The sequence below is a fragment of the Loktanella sp. M215 genome (genome assembly GCF_021735925.1).
In the GTDB taxonomy this organism is placed as follows: Bacteria; Pseudomonadota; Alphaproteobacteria; order Rhodobacterales; family Rhodobacteraceae; genus Loktanella.
This window is the reverse complement of record NZ_WMEA01000001.1, coordinates 2,751,356-2,766,033: the sequence shown is the minus strand read 5'-3', so window position 1 is coordinate 2,766,033 and position 14,678 is coordinate 2,751,356. Positions and strand designations below refer to the sequence as shown.

Sequence of the window (14,678 nt, the reverse complement as noted above, 5' to 3'; positions counted from 1 at the left end):
AGCCGTGGCATATTCCGCCCCGTGACGACACGGACCCGCCGTCTTGCGGGCACCCAGACGGCAAGCCTAGGGTGACCCGACCGCCCATATGGCAACGCCGGGACATATCCATGACCATCACCCACGCCGACGACCTCGACCACCTCAAGATCATCGGCCGCATCGTCGCCAACACCATGCACGCCATGGCAAAAGCGATGGAGGTTGGCATGACGACCCGAGAGCTCGACGCCATCGGCCGCACCCTGCTGGACCGCGCGGATGCCACCTTCTGCATGGGGCAGGTCACCGCCGCCCAGCACAAACTCTGCCGCGACGGCAAGCGCGCGATGGAACTCGGCATCGCACAGGTCGGCGCAAGCAAGCCCATCGGCGGGATCGGCCGCGGCCCGCTGATCGTCACCCTGCCGGGCCGAACCTAAATCAAAGGACATGACAGGCCTGCACCAGATCTTCCCTGACCGGAACCTGCCGCTGCGGCGCGGTCAAGCTTACCATGACCCAGCCCCCGATCATGACGGCCGCCTGCCACTGCACCGGCTGCCAAAAGATCACCGGCAGCGCCTATTCACTGACCGCGATGGTGCCGACCCCCGGCCTTGACGTGACCAGAGAGACGGTGCGCGGCGGCCTCAAGGGCGACATGCTGGACCACCGCTTTTGCCCCGACTGCCTGACGTGGATGTTCACGCGGATCAGCGGCATGGACGATGTCGTCAATGTCCGCCCGACCCTGTTCGATGACACGACATGGTTCTCACCCTTCATCGAAACGATGTTCGTCGAAAAACGTCCTTGGGCCACTACCCCGGCACACCATAGATTCGACGGCGTCCCATCTCCGTCCGACCATCCCGCGCTGATGGCCGCCTACGCCGCCACCTGATCCAAACGAAAACGGCCCCCGCAATCGCGAGGGCCGTTTCAAATCTTGTGGCGACAATGCCGCCGGTTAGGACTGCGCTTACAGCGCGCCCTTGATGAACTTCACGGCGTCGCCGAAGGTCTGGATGGTTTCGGCGGCATCGTCGGGGATCTCGATCCCGAACTCTTCCTCGAAGGCCATGACCAGTTCCACGGTGTCAAGGCTGTCAGCGCCGAGGTCGTCGATGAACGACGCGCTTTCGACGACTTTGTCCTCTTCCACACCAAGATGCTCCACAACGATCTTGCGTACGCGATCTTCGACTTCGCTCATGAACAATTCCTCACGTTCCTGATGGGCCTGAACCCAGTTGTTGAACGACCCGAAAGAGGGCCCGTCCGTTGCTGCGTGGCCTATAACAGAGATTTGAGCAGGCGCAAACGCTTTCACTCGACCGCTGTCAGGCCTCTGTCAAAGCATGGCCATTCCGCCATTCACATGCAAGGTCGCACCGGTGACATAGGCCGCTTCCTTGCTGGAAAGATAAAGCACCGCAGCCGCGATCTCGTCCGCCTCGCCCATGCGACCGGCGGGGATCTGGCCCAGAATGGCCCCCTTCTGGTCGTCGTTCAGCTTGTCGGTCATCGCGGTGGCGATGAAGCCGGGTGCGACGCAGTTCACCGTGATGCCGCGGCTCGCGACCTCATAGGCGATCGACTTGCTCATTCCCACGACCCCGGCCTTGGAGGCGGCATAGTTCGCCTGCCCCGGATTGCCCGTGGCCCCCACGATGCTGGTGATGTTGATGATGCGGCCCCAGCGGGCCTTCATCATGCCGCGGATGGCACCCTTGCACAGGCGCATGGTGCTGGTCAGGTTGACCTCCAGCACGCTCGCCCATTCCTCGTCCGACATCCGCATAAAGATGTTGTCCTTGGTGATGCCCGCGTTGTTCACCAGAATATCCAGACTGCCCATCGCTTCGACCGCCTGCTTCGGCAGGGCCGTCACGGCCTCCGCATCGCTCAGGTTACATGGCAGCACGAAAGTACGCTCGCCCAACTCCGCAGCCAGTGCCTCCAGCGGCTCCACCCGTGTGCCGGACAGGCCGACCGTGGCCCCCGCGCTGTGCAGCGCCGTGGCGATGGCCCCACCAATTCCACCCGATGCGCCGGTGATCAGCGCCGTCTTTCCCGTCAGATCGAACATCATGCGTCTCCCTTGATGGCGGCGGCTGCCACCTGTGCTTCCATGGCGGTGCCGACATTCAGCGTGGCCGCGTCCTTGGCGATCCTGCGGATCATGCCCGACAGCGCCTTGCCGGCGCCCACTTCGATGAATTGGGTGACACCCTGCTGCACCATCCAGTCGACGGACGACGCCCAGCGGACCCGCCCCGCGACCTGCGCCACCAGCTGCGCGCGGATCGTGTCCGGGTCCGTCACCGGCAGCGCCGTGACGTTCGCCACCAGCGGCACCACGGGCGCCTGCATCGCCACATTCTCCAGCGCGTCCCGCATCGCGTCAGCAGCGGGCTGCATCAGGGCGCAATGGAACGGAGCGGAGACCGGCAGCATCAGCGCCCGCTTGGCCCCCGCCGCCTTGGCCAGCACGGCGGCACGTTCAACCGCCGCCACATGGCCCGAAATCACGTTCTGCGCGGGGTCGTTCTCGTTGGCCAGCTGACAGACTTCGCCCTCTGCCGCCTCTGCCGCGATCCGTTCCACGGTTGCCGCATCCAGCCCGAGGATCGCGGCCATCGCGCCCACACCCTGCGGCACCGCCGCCTGCATCGCGTCACCGCGCAACCGCAGCAGCCGCGCGCAATCGGCCACGCCAAGCGCCCCTGCGGCGGCCAGCGCACTGTATTCACCCAGAGAATGCCCGGCCACGAAATCCACGTCCGTCACCGCGATCCCCTCCGCCTCCAGCGCGCGCATCGCGGCCAGCGACGCGGCCATCAGCGCCGGCTGCGCGTTGCGCGTCAGGGTCAGGGTTTCGATGTTGCCGTCGAAGATCAGCGCTGACAGCGCCTCTCCCAGCGCCTCGTCGACCTCCTCGAACACGGCCCGTGCGGCGGGATAGGCCTCGGCCAGATCACGGCCCATGCCGATCGCCTGCGCGCCCTGCCCGGGAAATACGAATGCCCGCATGGATTTACCTCCAGGTATCTGCGTTGTCGGGCAAGGGTCTAGCCTGCCCCGCCCCGCCGCACAATGCCTCTGCGCCCGTGCGAATTGTGCAGGCCACTGCCCTGCGCTACCTCTGGCGTCAGCCCATAGAGGACGCACCATGACCCACGCCACCACCGACAGCCCCACGACCTATGGCACCGTCACCAAGGTCTTCCACTGGCTGACCGCCGCCCTGATCCTCACGATCATCCCGCTGGGCCTGATCGCCTCCGACCTGCCCTACGAGACCAACGAACAGCTCGCGCAAAAGGCGCAGCTCTTCTCGCTGCACAAGACACTGGGCGTCGCCGTCTTCTTCGTGGCCTTGCTGCGCATCCTCTGGGCGCTGGGCCATGCCAAGCCGGGCGCCCTTCACCCCGAACGCCGGGTCGAGACGCTGCTGGCCGAAACCGTCCACTGGCTGCTCTACAGTGCCCTCGTCATCACGCCCCTGACCGGCTGGATCGACCACGCCGCCACCACCGGCTTTGCGCCGATCTGGTGGCCCTTCGGCCAGTCCCTGCCCTTCGTGCCCAAGGACGAGGGCGTGGCCCACCTCTTCGGCAGCCTGCACTGGGTCTTCGGCAAGGTAATGATCGGCGCGCTGATCCTGCATATCGCAGGCGCGCTGAAGCATCAGTTCGTCGACCGCGACGCCACCCTGCGGCGCATGTGGTTCGGCCGGACCGAAACGCCCGACACGGGCTATCACCGCACCCCCGCCGCAGCACCCATCCTCGCCGCGCTGATCGTCCTGATCGGTGCCGGCGTTGCCGTGGCCCTGTCGGGCGAAGAGGACGAAACGCGCGAAACCGCCACCCTCGATCAGGTTGCCTCCGACTGGGCGGTGCAGGACGGCACGCTGGGCATCACCGTCAAACAGTTCGGCAAGACCGTCGAAGGGTCCTTTGCCGACTGGACCGCCGCGATCACCTTCGATCCCGAGGCTGAAACGGACGCCGGCACGGTCGAGGTCACTGTCTCCATCGGCTCTCTGACCCTCGGGTCGGTGACCGATCAGGCGATGGGCGCGGACTTCTTCAACGTCGAACAGTTCCCTACCGCAACCTTCACAGCACCGATCACGAAAACGGCGGACGGCTACGTCGCCGACGGCACCCTCACGATGAAGGGGGAAACCGCACCACTGACCCTGCCCTTCACCCTGACGCTGGACGGCGACACGGCGACGATGCGCGGCCAGACGACGGTGAACCGCATGACCTACAACGTCGGCCAGACGATGGGCGATGAAACCAACCTCGGCTTCGACGTGGTCGTGACCGTTGACCTGACCGCCACGCGCGGCCAGTGAACGGCAGACCAAAAGCCATGGCATGACCGCCCCCGACAAGGATATGATCCGGGGGCGGTTGCGCTGCGGCACAACTTTTGGTTTTACTGCGGGCACATCGTGGCGCGCCCGTGCCGCCCGCCTCACAGCAAAAGTGAACCGCCCATGACCGCTATGTCCATCCGCCGGGTTCAGGCCGTCTGTTTCGTACTGGCCCACATCCCGCTGGCCGCCGCAGCGACGGTGCTGGCCGCCGACGGACTGCAGGGCGACCTCGGGCCGATCACGGCCATATTCGCAGCCACTCTTGTCACAGCCGTATCGCTGGTGATTTATCTGGGTCACGCCCTGTCGCAGGCCCGCCCCATCGCACCCCGCGACGGGTGGACGACACCCTAGGGGCGACCGTCAGCGACCGAACAGCAACCAGATCACCGCCACGATCAATGCGATCTTCGCCGTGCCGACAGCGACCACGGTCGCGCGGTTCTTCGGATGCAGGATGTCCTGAATCAGACTGGTCTGATCGTCGCCGAACAGTTCTGCCCGCAAATTCGTCATGATGTGCGCCGGTGGCGTCACCGGATCCTCCGGCATCAACGCGGTGAAACGCTCCTGCCAGAACGCCAGATCCGCCTGCAACGCGCGGTCGTCCAGCAGCTGGCGCGCAAAGCGCTGCCGTTCGTCTTCGGCCATCAGCCCAAGCGCGTATTCCGCGGTCAGCACATATGCGTCGTCACGCTCCAAACCCATGCCTCGCTGACCTGCCCGCGATGGGCAGCCCCTACTGTATCGCAATTAACCTGTGATATCGCAACAAGTCCGCAGATCGGGTAAACAAAAGGGCCGCGCCGGGAATTCTCCCGGCGCGGCCCCTTCTGCAATCGTAGCCCGGCTTACTGGGCTTTCATCGCCTCGATCGAGATGTGGACCTGCACTTCGTCGCTGACGTAGGGCGCGAACATGCCGACGTTGTAATCGGACCGCAGCAGCGTGGTCGTCGCGTCGAACCCGGCCCAGGGCTTGCCCTCCATCGGGTGATCGCCGACCTGGTTCAGCTTGGCGTCCAGCACGACGGACTTGGTGACACCGTTCATGCTCAGGTCGCCCGTGATCAGCGCGGTATCCTCACCGGTGACCTCGATCGCCGTGGACTGGAACGTCACCATCTTGGTGTCGTCAGTGGCGTTGAAGAAGTCGGGGCTCATGAAGTGCTCGAACCGCGCTTCCCAACCGGTCAGCATGCTGCGCACCGGGAACGACACGGTCACGCTGGAATTGGCGGGGTCTTCCTGATCGAACTGGATCTCGCCCTCGAAACCCGAAAACATGCCCGTCCCGGTCGAAAAGCCCAGGTGGCTGTAATCGAACACGATCTGGCTGTGGCTCGGGTCCAGCGTATAGGCTTCGGGGGCGGCAAAGGCGGGGGCGGCCAGCAGGCCAAGAACGGTCGCGGTGGTCAGAAGGGACTTCATGGGTGGCGTCTCCGGTAAGGGTTTGTCTTGACCCCGATGTGAGGCCCGCCCCCCGATCCCGCAACCCGACAAATTTGAACAGTTTCTGTTCGCGCCCCCGTGCGGGCCGCCTCAGGCGGCCGCGCGGTTCAGGATCAGGTCGCGGCCCATCCGGTCGCGCAGGCGGGCAAGGTCCGCCTCTGTCCCGCTGGCCACGGCCAGTTGCCGCGCCGTATTGCGATACCGCAGGGTCAGCGTCGGCAGGCCGACCTCAGGCCGTGCGATGAACACGCTGCCGATACTGTCAAAGCCGTAACGCGCCATGACCGTCGTGGCACCGGTCCGGTTGGCCACGACCGCACGTACCTCGGCCTGCAAAATGTCGATCTCGATCTGCACCTGCGTGCCCCGACTGGCGTACCACATCATGATACCCGCAATGCACAGCGCGACAACGATGACCGGCAGCCGCAGGATCATGTCCGCCCCGCCGCCCATGACCGCCAGCGCGATGCCGGCGGCGACGCAGACCGCCCCCGCGATCAAGGCCAGCACCTGCTGCACGATCAGCCTAATCTGCTGCGCGTTCACCGGCACGATCCTGTAGCCCCAATAGGCCTCGTCCAGCCGGTAGCCGACCGCTTTCGACCTGACGCGTTCGGCGCGCCCGGGCACGACATGTGCCTTGCCTGCCGTATCCGGAAAATCGGTCATGATGATAAGCTCTCCTGCAGCAACGCGTGTTCCTGTCATCAGACCCATCAACCATGGCAAAATCCGGGCATGGTTAAGGCATTGTAAAGCAGTCCCGGATGCCGCACCCGCCCCCACGCCGTGGGTTGCGCGCCACCCGCACCTGTGTATAAGCGGCCAACTTCCGTGATGACGATAACTGCGCAGTCTCTCGTGGGTGGGGTGCGGAAGCCTCATGATCCCCTCCCTATGAAATGCGTCGAACATATGAAAAGGAATGCCATGCCGCTTTACGAGCATGTGATGATCGCGCGTCAGGACTTGTCCAACACGCAGGCCGAAGCGCTGATCGAACACTTCGGCACCGTGCTGGCCGACAACGACGGCAAGCTGGTCGACAGTGAATACTGGGGCGTCAAGACGATGGCCTACAAGATCAACAAGAATCGCAAGGGCCACTATGCCTTCCTGCGTTCGGACGCGCCCGCCGCGGCCGTGCAGGAAATGGAACGCCTGATGCGCCTGCATGAAGACGTGATGCGCGTCCTGACCATCAAGGTCGACGCCCACGCCGAACTGCCCTCCGTGCAGATGCAGAAACGCGATGAACGCGACACCCGTCGCGAGCGCCGCTGATAGATCAGGAAAGGACCGTAAATCATGGCAACCAAACCGTTTTTCCGCCGTCGTAAGTCCGATCCGTTCGAGGGTGAAAATGCCCCCGCGATCGACTACAAGGACACCCGCACCCTGCAGCGCTACGTCTCTGAACGTGGCAAGATCGTGCCCGCCCGTATCACCGCCGTCGGCTCCAAGAACCAGCGCAAGCTCGCCCAGGCGATCAAGCGCGCACGGTTCCTGGCCCTGCTGCCCTACGCTGTGAAGTAAGGAGCAAACACCATGCAAATCATTCTTCTGGAACGTGTGGCCAAGCTGGGTCAGATGGGCGAAGTCGTCTCTGTGAAAGAGGGTTACGCCCGCAACTTCCTGCTGCCGCAAGGCAAGGCACTGCGCGTCAACGCCGCCAACCTCGCCCGCTTCGAGGCCGAGAAATCCGCCCTTGAAGCCCGCAACGCGGAAACCCGCGACGCCGCCAAGGCCGAGGCCGAAAAGATCGACGGCGCAACCTTCGTCGTGATTCGTTCCGCCTCCGACGCAGGCTCGCTCTACGGCTCCGTCACACCGCGTGACGTGGCAGAGGCGGCAGCAGCCGATGGCTACACCATCGACCGCAACAACGTGGTCCTGCGTGGCCCGATCAAGGAACTGGGCCTGCACGACGTCAGCCTGAACCTGCACCCCGAAGTCGAAGCGACGATCACTCTGAACGTCGCCCGCTCCAAGGAAGAAGCAGAGCTTCAGGCCGCCGGCAAGTCGATCCAGGAACTGGCCGCGGAAGAAGAAGCCGCAGCCGAGTTCGAGATCCAGGAACTGTTCGACGATCTCGGTGCCGCCGGCAACGACGACGACGCACAACAGCGCCGCTCCGACGAAGCCTGAGCTTGACCGCTTAGACCGATACGAAAGGCCGCTCCTCCGGGGGCGGCCTTTTGCGTTTCCGGCGCCGCCGAATGAACAAAACCGACACCTGCGGCATTGACTGCCAAAGGAGTCTCACCATGCCCTCATATGAAAACAAGGTCGCCATCGTCATCGGTGGCAGCGCCGGCGTCGGCCGCGCGACCGTCGACGCCCTGCGGAACCGCGGCTATGCCGTCGGCGTCGTCGCCCGCGGCCGCATGCGCCTCGACGAACTAGAACGGATCGGCGTCGCGACCTACAGCGCCGATGCCGGCGACAGCGCGCAGCTCGACGCCGCTGCCGACCACCTCGTCAACCGCCTAGGGCGCCCCAGCGTCTGGGTCAACTGCGCCATGGCCACCAGCTTCTCCGCCTTCAAGGACACGCCCGCCGCCGATTTCGAGCGGATTATCCGCACCACCCTGATGGGTCAGGTCAACGGCACGCGCGCCGCCCTGCGCCACATGATCCGTGGCAATATCGTCAACATCGGCTCCGGCCTCGCCTACCGCTCTGTCCCGCTGCAATCGGCCTATTGCGCGGCCAAGCACGCGATCAACGGCTTCACCTCCTCGGTCCGCTCCGAACTGATCGCAGAGGATTCGCCGATCCACCTGTCCCTGATCCAATTGCCCGCGATGAACACGCCGCAGTTCGACTGGGATAGCAGCCGTCTGGCCCAACAGCCGCAACCGGCCCCGCCCGTCTATACGCCCCAAGTCGCCGCCGACGCCGTCCTGCGCGCCATCGACACCAACGCCCGCGAACTCTTCGTCGGCAACTCGGTGCTGAAACTCGTCTTCGGTCAATTCCTGATCCCGAACTACCTCGACAACCGCATGTCCCGCGACGGCATCAGTGGGCAGAAGTCCGACCGCCCGGCCCCCGGCGTGCAGACCGGCAACCTCTTCGAGCCCGTCGATTACCCCACCAGCGCGTCCGGGTCCTACGGCGACCGCGCCTCCGACAGCGGCGTGATCGTGGACGCCGACCGCGCCCGCAAGGGCGTCTTCTTCGGCCTGCCCCTGCTGGCGCTCGCCGCCGGTGTCGCAGCCGGTCTGGCGGGGTCGCGCGCTGCACGCAACCGCCGCCTGCCGCCAAAGAACACGCGCGCCGCGATCCCCCGCAGGTTTGGCGGCGACGACTACCGCGGATCGTGATCTCCAGGTCCGGTCGCGGAACGGCGACCGGACCATCGGCACCTCGCAAAATGCGGATTGACGAACCCGACCAAAATAGTAAGGTTTATCTATAGGCAACTCATGCCAAAGGATCGACCGATGACCGTCTTGCCAGACCCCACCGTTCCCGCATCCCGCGGTGCCGCACCCGTCGGTCAGATGGACGAACTCCCCCGGCTCGAGGCGATTGCCATCATGTTCCTGCGCATGTGGTGCGACGGCGGGGACAATCGTCAGCGGATGGCGGCCGATCTGGCACTGGCGCTGGGGCAGGATGACGCTGCCACCGCCACCGGCCTCTTCGACGATCTGATGCACCTGACGCTCTCCTGCGCCCGCAGGCCCCTGATGCGCCACGGCGTCCCCTGTCCATGCTTCGGCGGCGATGAATGCGCCTTCGCCAACATGCTCGCAGCCGCAACCACCGGCGACCGGGAGGAAGCGATGCTCTTCTCCGCCATCCTCATCACCGGTCAGGCCGCCTATCCCGCGATCGCCTTGGCACAGGACCTGTCCCCCTTTCTGCTCCGCTTTACGCGAGCCACGCAAAACACGACCGCCGATCTGCCGGGCCAGACCCATGCGTCACAGACCGACACCCGCCACTAGCCACACCGCCCCGTTTCACAGCACAGTTTCGATTTTCGGCCAATTCCGGCGCGTTTCGACCCGCGTGTCGTGACACCGTCGCGAATCCCCCCCAAACTGCCCGCATCACACCCAAAGCAAGAGATGCCCGCATGGCCTTCACCCTGTCCCGTCGCTCCTTTCTGGCCTCCACCGCCGGTTTCATCGCGCTGCACCCGTTCTCGGCCCGCGCGCAGGCGAATCAGGTCCACCTGCGCCTGATGGAAACGACCGACCTGCACGTCCACGTCTTTCCCTACGACTACTACGCGGACAAACCCGTCGACACCGTGGGCCTCGCCCGCACCGCCACGATCATCGCGAACACCCGCGCCGAATCGACGAACTCCCTGCTGCTCGACAACGGCGACTTCCTGCAAGGCAACCCGATGGGCGACTACATCGCCTACGAACGCGGCATGAAGGACGGCGACATGCACCCCGTCATCGCCGCGATGAACACTCTCGGCTTCGATGCTTCCACGCTCGGCAACCACGAATTCAACTACGGCCTCGACTTCCTGACCAAGTCCCTCGCCGGTGCCAACTACCCAGTCGTCAGCGCCAACGTGGTGAAAACCATGGGCGCCACCCCGACCGAGGACGAGACGCTGATCCCGCCCTACATCATCATCGACCGCGAACTCACTGACGGCGCTGGCGAAAAACATCCCATCAAGATCGGCCTGATCGGCTTCGTGCCGCCGCAGATCATGAACTGGGACCGCCAGCACCTCGAAGGCCGCGTCCAGACCCGCGACATCGTCGCCACTGCGCAGGCCTACGTCCCCCAGATGAAAGAGGAAGGCGCGCAGATCATCATCGCCCTGTCCCACTCCGGCATCGGCGCGGCCACGGCCGAGGACATGATGGAAAACGCCTCCGTCCCGCTCGCCGGGGTCGAGGGTATCGACGCCGTGATGACCGGCCACAGCCACCTCGTCTTCCCCTCCTCCACCTACGAAGGCTTCGCCGGAGTCGATCTCGACAAAGGCACCCTGATGGGCAAACCCGCCGTGATGGGCGGTTTCTGGGGCAGCCACATGGGCCTGATCGACCTGATGCTGGAACGCGACGGCAACGAATGGCGCATCGTCGGCCACAGCTCCGAAGCGCGCCCGATTTCGGAGCGGAACGAAGACAAGAGCATCACCGCCCTCGTGGAAAGCGACCCGACCGTGCTGGCCGCTGCCCAGACCGAACACGACGCCACGCTGGATTACGTCCGCCGCGCCGTGGGCCAGACCGACGCGCCGCTTTACAGCTACTTCGCGCTGGTGGCCGACGATCCTTCCGTCCAGATCGTGTCCAACGCCCAGACCTGGTACATCAAGCAGATGATGCAAGGCACTGAAAACGAAGCGCTTCCGGTCCTCTCTGCCGCCGCCCCCTTCAAGGCGGGTGGTCGTGGCGGCCCGGACTACTACACCGACGTCCCCAAAGGCGACGTGGCGATCAAGAACGTGGCCGACCTCTACCTTTACCCCAACACCGTGCGCGCGGTGAAGATCACTGGCGCACAGGTCAAGGACTGGCTGGAACGCTCTGCCGGCATGTTCAACCAGATCGACGCCGGCGCACAGGACGCCCCCCTGCTGAACCCCGACTTCCCCAGCTACAACTTCGACGTGATCGACGGCGTGACCTACCAGATCGACCTGTCCCAGCCGTCGAAATACGACGGCGACGGCAATGTCGTGGCGGCAGAAGCCAATCGCATCACCGACCTGAAGTTCGACGGCCAGCCCATCGACCCCGCGGCAGAGTTCATCGTGGCCACCAACAACTACCGCGCCGGTGGCGGCGGCACCTTCCCGGGCGCCGACGGCACGACCATCGTCTTCGAAGGGCCGGACACCAACCGCGACGTCCTCGTGCGCTATATCGTGGAGGAAGGCACGATCAGCCCCAACGCCGACGCCAACTGGTCGTTCAAGCCGATGCCCGGCACCACGGCCCTGTTCGAAACGGGCCCGAACGCTGCGCAATACGCCGAAACCATCGAAAGCGTGACACTGGAACCCGCAGGCGAGACACCCGAAGGCTTCGCCGTCTACCGCATGATCCTGTAACGATCACCGGGGGCGCTCGCCAAAGCGCCCCCCCTCACAAGTCACCGCAGCAACGTCGTTAGCGACAGGCGCGCGCGGCAGGGTTGGCCGTCCTCGGTCCCGATCCAGACCGAGAGCGTGCCGTTGCCCGGCCGCGACAGCAACATGTGCGGCCGCCCCGGCCCCTGCCCGTTGTCGTTGAAATACCAGCTCTCTTCTTCGGTCTGGACTAGCAACGCCGTGGCACACCGGCTGGACACGCCGATCTCCAGTGCCAGCCCCTGCATCCCACCCAACTCTGCCACCAGCGCAGGCGCGTCGTTGAACTGCGCCTTCGGCACGCGGGACAGACCCAGATAGCTGCACGCATCCAAAGGCGCCGCCCCGCCCGCAAAGACCCTGAGGTTCTGCCCCAACCGCAAAGACGCACCGTTGCTGGTGATCATGCTGGCCGCACCCAGATCCGGATTGGGACAGGCCATGGCAGACCCGCCCGCGCCGATGGCCATGACAGCCACGCAGAGAGTCAGACTCTGTCGACACCACGCAAACATGGCAAATTCCTACTGAAATGAAGATCTGAAAACGCGATGACGCTGGGATCGACTATTGCGCCGCCACGCCGAAACCACAAGCGCACAACGCGAAACGGCACCTCACAAAGAGGTGCCGTTTCTATCATTACAGCCGATAAGACCGAAGATCAGTCTTCGTTTTCAAGCGCTTCGACGGCGGCCTGCAAGTCTTCCTTGCTGACCTCCTTCTCTGTCACGCTGGCCTTGTCAAAGATGTGGTCGACGACCTTGTCTTCGAACAGCGGCGCCTGCAGCTGCTGGCGGAACTGTGCGTTCTGCTGCACGAATTCAAAGAACTGACGCTCCTGACCCGGATACTGACGCGCCTGGTTCATGACGGCCTGGGTCATTTCCTGATCCGTGACCTTCACCTCTGCGGTCTGGCCGATATCGGCCAGCAGCAGACCCAGCTTCACCCGGCGCTTGGCCAGCGCCTTGTGCTCGTCCGTGGGCTCGATCTGGGGATGATCGTGCCCCTGATGATCTGCGTTCTCTTCGTGCCACAGCTGGTGCGCGATCTGGCCCGCTTCGGCCTCGACCAGCGACGCCGGCAGCTCGAAATCGACCAGCGTATCCAGCTCGTCCAGCAGCTTGCGCTTGGCGATCGCGCGGGACGCACCGGCGTATTCGGCTTCCAGCCGCTCGCGGATCTGACCCTTCAGGGCCTCCAGATCCTCGGCGCCGAACTTCTTGGCCAGCTCGTCGTCCATCTCGGGTGCCTTGGCGGCGCGGACTTCCTTGACGGTCACGTCAAAGACGGCCTCTTTACCGGCCAGATGCGGGGCCTGATAATCCTCGGGAAAGCTGACCGTCACGGCCTTCTCTTCGCCGGCCTTCGCCTTCAGCAGCTGATCCTCGAACCCGGGGATAAAGCTGTTAGAGCCGAGCACCAGCGGATAATCCTCGCCAGCACCGCCGTCAAAGGCTTCACCGTCGATCTTGCCGACGAAGTCGATCAGAACCTGATCGCCATCCTTGGCCGCACCCTTCTTTTCCTCGAAGGTCATCGCCTGCGGGCTTTCCGACAGGTTCTTCAGCGCCTCGTCGACGGCAGATTCGTCGGCCTTCACGACCATACGCTCCAGCTTGACCTTGCTCAGGTCCGTCTCGGGGACGTCGGGCAGCTTTTCGTAGGTCACGTTGACGACGACGTCATCGCCCTCTTTCCAGTCTTCGTTGTCCATCTTCATCTCGGGCTGGGCCGCGGGGCGGTCGCCAGAAGAGGTCAGGTGCTCGTTCATCGCACCGTCGATGGCTTCCTGCATCGCATCGCCCATCAGGCGCGGGCCGAACTGCTTGCGCATCATGGCCATGGGCACCTTGCCCTTGCGAAAGCCCTTCATCTCGACTTCGGGCTGCGCTTCTTTCAGCTTGCCGACAACCTTGTCGTCAAGTTCCGCCGCCGTCACGGTGATCGTGTATCCGCGCTTGAGGCCGTCGTTCAGGGTCTCTTTGACCTGCATGGGCTTTCCTTCTTTCTACTCAACCTTTGGTGCGGGTGAGAGGACTCGAACCTCCACGCCTTGCGGCGCCAGAACCTAAATCTGGTGCGTCTACCATTCCGCCACACCCGCATGTGAAACGGGGGCGGATTTGACCCACCCCCGGCTTTGCGCGCTGTCTATCAAAGGTGACAGACGGATGCGAGTGCAAATCGCATTTCGAAAAAGGCGGCAGTCTGCCCTTTTTTCGCCTTAGTCGTGAACCACAGATGCAGGCACAGACCACCAAGAGCGGGAACACGCCATGCACACCGGGACGAAAACACGCGAGACCCTGACCCAGACCGCAGCCATCAGCGGCGTCTGCGCCGGCACGACGATCATGACGCTGGACGGTGAAACCCCGGTCGAGCATCTGACCCCCGGCGTCCGCGTGATCACCCGCGACACCGGCGTGGCCGTGCTGCGCGCCGTCACCGTGCAGACCCTGCGCACCGCCACGATCCGCATCAAGGCAGGCTCGCTTGGCCACACACGCCCCGACCGCGATATGCTCGTCACACCCGGCGCCCAGATCCACATCCGCGACTGGCGGGCAGAGGCGCTCTTTGGCGCCCCCACCGCCACGGTCGCCGCCTCACGCCTCGTCGACGGCGAATTCCTGTCCCTGCAGGACGCGCAAGAGGTGCAGGTCTACACTCTGACCTTCGACCGCCAGCACATCATGTATGCCGACGGGATCGAAATGGCCTCCGCCGCCGTCTGACCCCGCCCCCCCCATGCAGTCCAAAGGCCGCACCC

General features: G+C 64.5%; 19 protein-coding genes and 1 tRNA gene. 11 read left to right on the top strand and 9 right to left on the bottom strand.

Annotated elements, in window-relative coordinates; all coding sequences use genetic code 11:
• The first annotated feature begins 110 nt into the window (after positions 1 to 110).
• On the top strand, positions 111 to 422 hold the full coding sequence (locus GLR48_RS13570) for a hypothetical protein (protein WP_336886631.1): 312 nt from the start codon (positions 111 to 113) through the stop codon (positions 420 to 422).
• 74 nt (positions 423 to 496) lie between these two features.
• Positions 497 to 886 carry a GFA family protein gene (locus GLR48_RS13565; protein WP_237062227.1) on the top strand — a complete coding sequence of 130 codons (390 nt, stop codon included), beginning with the start codon at positions 497 to 499 and terminating at the stop codon, positions 884 to 886.
• A gap of 78 nt (positions 887 to 964) precedes the next feature.
• Here the strand turns inward: GLR48_RS13565 and GLR48_RS13560 are convergent, their stop codons facing one another.
• The 3 genes from GLR48_RS13560 to fabD form a co-directional block, all read right to left on the bottom strand.
• Positions 965 to 1,198 carry an acyl carrier protein gene (locus GLR48_RS13560; RefSeq protein ID WP_072855628.1) on the bottom strand — a complete coding sequence of 78 codons (234 nt, stop codon included), beginning with the start codon at positions 1,196 to 1,198 and terminating at the stop codon, positions 965 to 967.
• A 138-nt stretch (positions 1,199 to 1,336) separates the two neighbouring features.
• Entirely contained in the window at positions 1,337 to 2,074 is a 738-nt protein-coding gene (fabG, locus tag GLR48_RS13555; protein ID WP_237064551.1) for a 3-oxoacyl-[acyl-carrier-protein] reductase, read from the bottom strand.
• Positions 2,074 to 3,018: an ACP S-malonyltransferase gene (gene fabD / locus GLR48_RS13550; RefSeq protein WP_237062225.1), complete on the bottom strand. Its 945-nt coding sequence runs from the start codon at positions 3,016 to 3,018 to the stop codon at positions 2,074 to 2,076. Before fabD ends, fabG begins: the two co-directional genes overlap by 1 nt.
• 139 nt (positions 3,019 to 3,157) lie before the next feature.
• Here fabD and GLR48_RS13545 point away from each other — a divergent pair, with 139 nt between their 5' ends.
• Both GLR48_RS13545 and GLR48_RS13540 read left to right on the top strand, forming a co-directional pair.
• Positions 3,158 to 4,354 carry a cytochrome b/b6 domain-containing protein gene (locus GLR48_RS13545; protein ID WP_237062223.1) on the top strand — a complete coding sequence of 399 codons (1,197 nt, stop codon included), beginning with the start codon at positions 3,158 to 3,160 and terminating at the stop codon, positions 4,352 to 4,354.
• Positions 4,355 to 4,498: 144 nt separating this feature from the next.
• On the top strand, positions 4,499 to 4,732 hold the full coding sequence (locus GLR48_RS13540) for a hypothetical protein (protein ID WP_237062221.1): 234 nt from the start codon (positions 4,499 to 4,501) through the stop codon (positions 4,730 to 4,732).
• Between the two features lie 9 nt (positions 4,733 to 4,741).
• Here the strand turns inward: GLR48_RS13540 and GLR48_RS13535 are convergent, their stop codons facing one another.
• The 3 genes from GLR48_RS13535 to GLR48_RS13525 all read right to left on the bottom strand — a co-directional run bounded on the left by GLR48_RS13535 (position 4,742) and on the right by GLR48_RS13525 (position 6,501).
• Entirely contained in the window at positions 4,742 to 5,086 is a 345-nt protein-coding gene (locus tag GLR48_RS13535; protein ID WP_237062219.1) for a hypothetical protein, read from the bottom strand.
• 143 nt (positions 5,087 to 5,229) lie between these two features.
• Positions 5,230 to 5,808, bottom strand: a complete 579-nt coding sequence (locus tag GLR48_RS13530; RefSeq protein WP_237062217.1) for a YceI family protein — start codon at positions 5,806 to 5,808, stop codon at positions 5,230 to 5,232.
• A gap of 111 nt (positions 5,809 to 5,919) precedes the next feature.
• Positions 5,920 to 6,501 (bottom strand): hypothetical protein, encoded by a 582-nt coding sequence (locus tag GLR48_RS13525; RefSeq protein ID WP_237062215.1) that lies wholly within the window; start codon positions 6,499 to 6,501, stop codon positions 5,920 to 5,922.
• 261 nt (positions 6,502 to 6,762) lie between these two features.
• On the opposite strand from GLR48_RS13525, the gene rpsF reads away from it, so the two are divergent.
• The 6 genes from rpsF (at position 6,763) to GLR48_RS13495 (ending at position 11,881) form a co-directional block, all read left to right on the top strand.
• Entirely contained in the window at positions 6,763 to 7,116 is a 354-nt protein-coding gene (gene rpsF / locus GLR48_RS13520; protein WP_237062213.1) for a 30S ribosomal protein S6, read from the top strand.
• 24 nt (positions 7,117 to 7,140) lie between these two features.
• Positions 7,141 to 7,368 (top strand): 30S ribosomal protein S18, encoded by a 228-nt coding sequence (gene rpsR, locus GLR48_RS13515; protein ID WP_237062212.1) that lies wholly within the window; start codon positions 7,141 to 7,143, stop codon positions 7,366 to 7,368.
• Positions 7,369 to 7,380: 12 nt separating this feature from the next.
• Positions 7,381 to 7,980, top strand: a complete 600-nt coding sequence (gene rplI, locus GLR48_RS13510) for a 50S ribosomal protein L9 (protein WP_237062211.1) — start codon at positions 7,381 to 7,383, stop codon at positions 7,978 to 7,980.
• 119 nt (positions 7,981 to 8,099) lie between these two features.
• Positions 8,100 to 9,161, top strand: coding sequence for an SDR family oxidoreductase (locus GLR48_RS13505; protein WP_237062210.1), 1,062 nt, complete (start codon positions 8,100 to 8,102; stop codon positions 9,159 to 9,161).
• A gap of 120 nt (positions 9,162 to 9,281) precedes the next feature.
• Complete coding sequence (locus GLR48_RS13500) at positions 9,282 to 9,791, top strand: hypothetical protein (RefSeq protein WP_237062209.1); 510 nt, start codon at positions 9,282 to 9,284, stop codon at positions 9,789 to 9,791.
• Between the two features lie 131 nt (positions 9,792 to 9,922).
• Positions 9,923 to 11,881: a bifunctional 2',3'-cyclic-nucleotide 2'-phosphodiesterase/3'-nucleotidase gene (locus tag GLR48_RS13495; protein WP_237062208.1), complete on the top strand. Its 1,959-nt coding sequence runs from the start codon at positions 9,923 to 9,925 to the stop codon at positions 11,879 to 11,881.
• A 41-nt stretch (positions 11,882 to 11,922) separates the two neighbouring features.
• Here GLR48_RS13495 and GLR48_RS13490 read toward each other — a convergent pair whose 3' ends face one another.
• The 3 genes from GLR48_RS13490 to GLR48_RS13480 form a co-directional block, all read right to left on the bottom strand.
• Positions 11,923 to 12,378 (bottom strand): hypothetical protein, encoded by a 456-nt coding sequence (locus GLR48_RS13490; protein WP_237062207.1) that lies wholly within the window; start codon positions 12,376 to 12,378, stop codon positions 11,923 to 11,925.
• A gap of 185 nt (positions 12,379 to 12,563) precedes the next feature.
• Positions 12,564 to 13,898 (bottom strand): trigger factor, encoded by a 1,335-nt coding sequence (gene tig, locus GLR48_RS13485; RefSeq protein WP_237062206.1) that lies wholly within the window; start codon positions 13,896 to 13,898, stop codon positions 12,564 to 12,566.
• 27 nt (positions 13,899 to 13,925) lie between these two features.
• A tRNA-Leu gene (locus tag GLR48_RS13480) sits at positions 13,926 to 14,009 on the bottom strand.
• A 172-nt stretch (positions 14,010 to 14,181) separates the two neighbouring features.
• On the opposite strand from GLR48_RS13480, the gene GLR48_RS13475 reads away from it, so the two are divergent.
• The gene (locus GLR48_RS13475; RefSeq protein WP_237062204.1) at positions 14,182 to 14,643 is read left to right on the top strand and encodes a Hint domain-containing protein; all 462 of its coding nucleotides are present in this window, start codon (positions 14,182 to 14,184) and stop codon (positions 14,641 to 14,643) included.
• Positions 14,644 to 14,678: the final 35 nt, after the last annotated feature.

Excerpts from the sequence above, each read along its gene's own strand:
- tig (WP_237062206.1), bottom strand. The coding sequence starts at position 13,898 with ATGCAGGTCAAAGAGACCCTGAACGACGGCCTCAAGCGCGGATACACG.
- rpsF (WP_237062213.1), top strand. The coding sequence starts at position 6,763 with ATGCCGCTTTACGAGCATGTGATGATCGCGCGTCAGGACTTGTCCAAC.
- GLR48_RS13565 (WP_237062227.1), top strand. The coding sequence starts at position 497 with ATGACCCAGCCCCCGATCATGACGGCCGCCTGCCACTGCACCGGCTGC.
- GLR48_RS13500 (WP_237062209.1), top strand. The coding sequence starts at position 9,282 with ATGACCGTCTTGCCAGACCCCACCGTTCCCGCATCCCGCGGTGCCGCA.
- GLR48_RS13545 (WP_237062223.1), top strand. The coding sequence starts at position 3,158 with ATGACCCACGCCACCACCGACAGCCCCACGACCTATGGCACCGTCACC.
- GLR48_RS13540 (WP_237062221.1), top strand. The coding sequence starts at position 4,499 with ATGACCGCTATGTCCATCCGCCGGGTTCAGGCCGTCTGTTTCGTACTG.
- GLR48_RS13475 (WP_237062204.1), top strand. The coding sequence starts at position 14,182 with ATGCACACCGGGACGAAAACACGCGAGACCCTGACCCAGACCGCAGCC.
- fabD (WP_237062225.1), bottom strand. The coding sequence starts at position 3,018 with ATGCGGGCATTCGTATTTCCCGGGCAGGGCGCGCAGGCGATCGGCATG.
- GLR48_RS13570 (WP_336886631.1), top strand. The coding sequence starts at position 111 with ATGACCATCACCCACGCCGACGACCTCGACCACCTCAAGATCATCGGC.
- GLR48_RS13525 (WP_237062215.1), bottom strand. The coding sequence starts at position 6,501 with ATGACCGATTTTCCGGATACGGCAGGCAAGGCACATGTCGTGCCCGGG.
- GLR48_RS13530 (WP_237062217.1), bottom strand. The coding sequence starts at position 5,808 with ATGAAGTCCCTTCTGACCACCGCGACCGTTCTTGGCCTGCTGGCCGCC.
- rpsR (WP_237062212.1), top strand. The coding sequence starts at position 7,141 with ATGGCAACCAAACCGTTTTTCCGCCGTCGTAAGTCCGATCCGTTCGAG.
- GLR48_RS13495 (WP_237062208.1), top strand. The coding sequence starts at position 9,923 with ATGGCCTTCACCCTGTCCCGTCGCTCCTTTCTGGCCTCCACCGCCGGT.
- rplI (WP_237062211.1), top strand. The coding sequence starts at position 7,381 with ATGCAAATCATTCTTCTGGAACGTGTGGCCAAGCTGGGTCAGATGGGC.
- GLR48_RS13560 (WP_072855628.1), bottom strand. The coding sequence starts at position 1,198 with ATGAGCGAAGTCGAAGATCGCGTACGCAAGATCGTTGTGGAGCATCTT.
- GLR48_RS13505 (WP_237062210.1), top strand. The coding sequence starts at position 8,100 with ATGCCCTCATATGAAAACAAGGTCGCCATCGTCATCGGTGGCAGCGCC.
- GLR48_RS13535 (WP_237062219.1), bottom strand. The coding sequence starts at position 5,086 with ATGGGTTTGGAGCGTGACGACGCATATGTGCTGACCGCGGAATACGCG.
- fabG (WP_237064551.1), bottom strand. The coding sequence starts at position 2,074 with ATGTTCGATCTGACGGGAAAGACGGCGCTGATCACCGGCGCATCGGGT.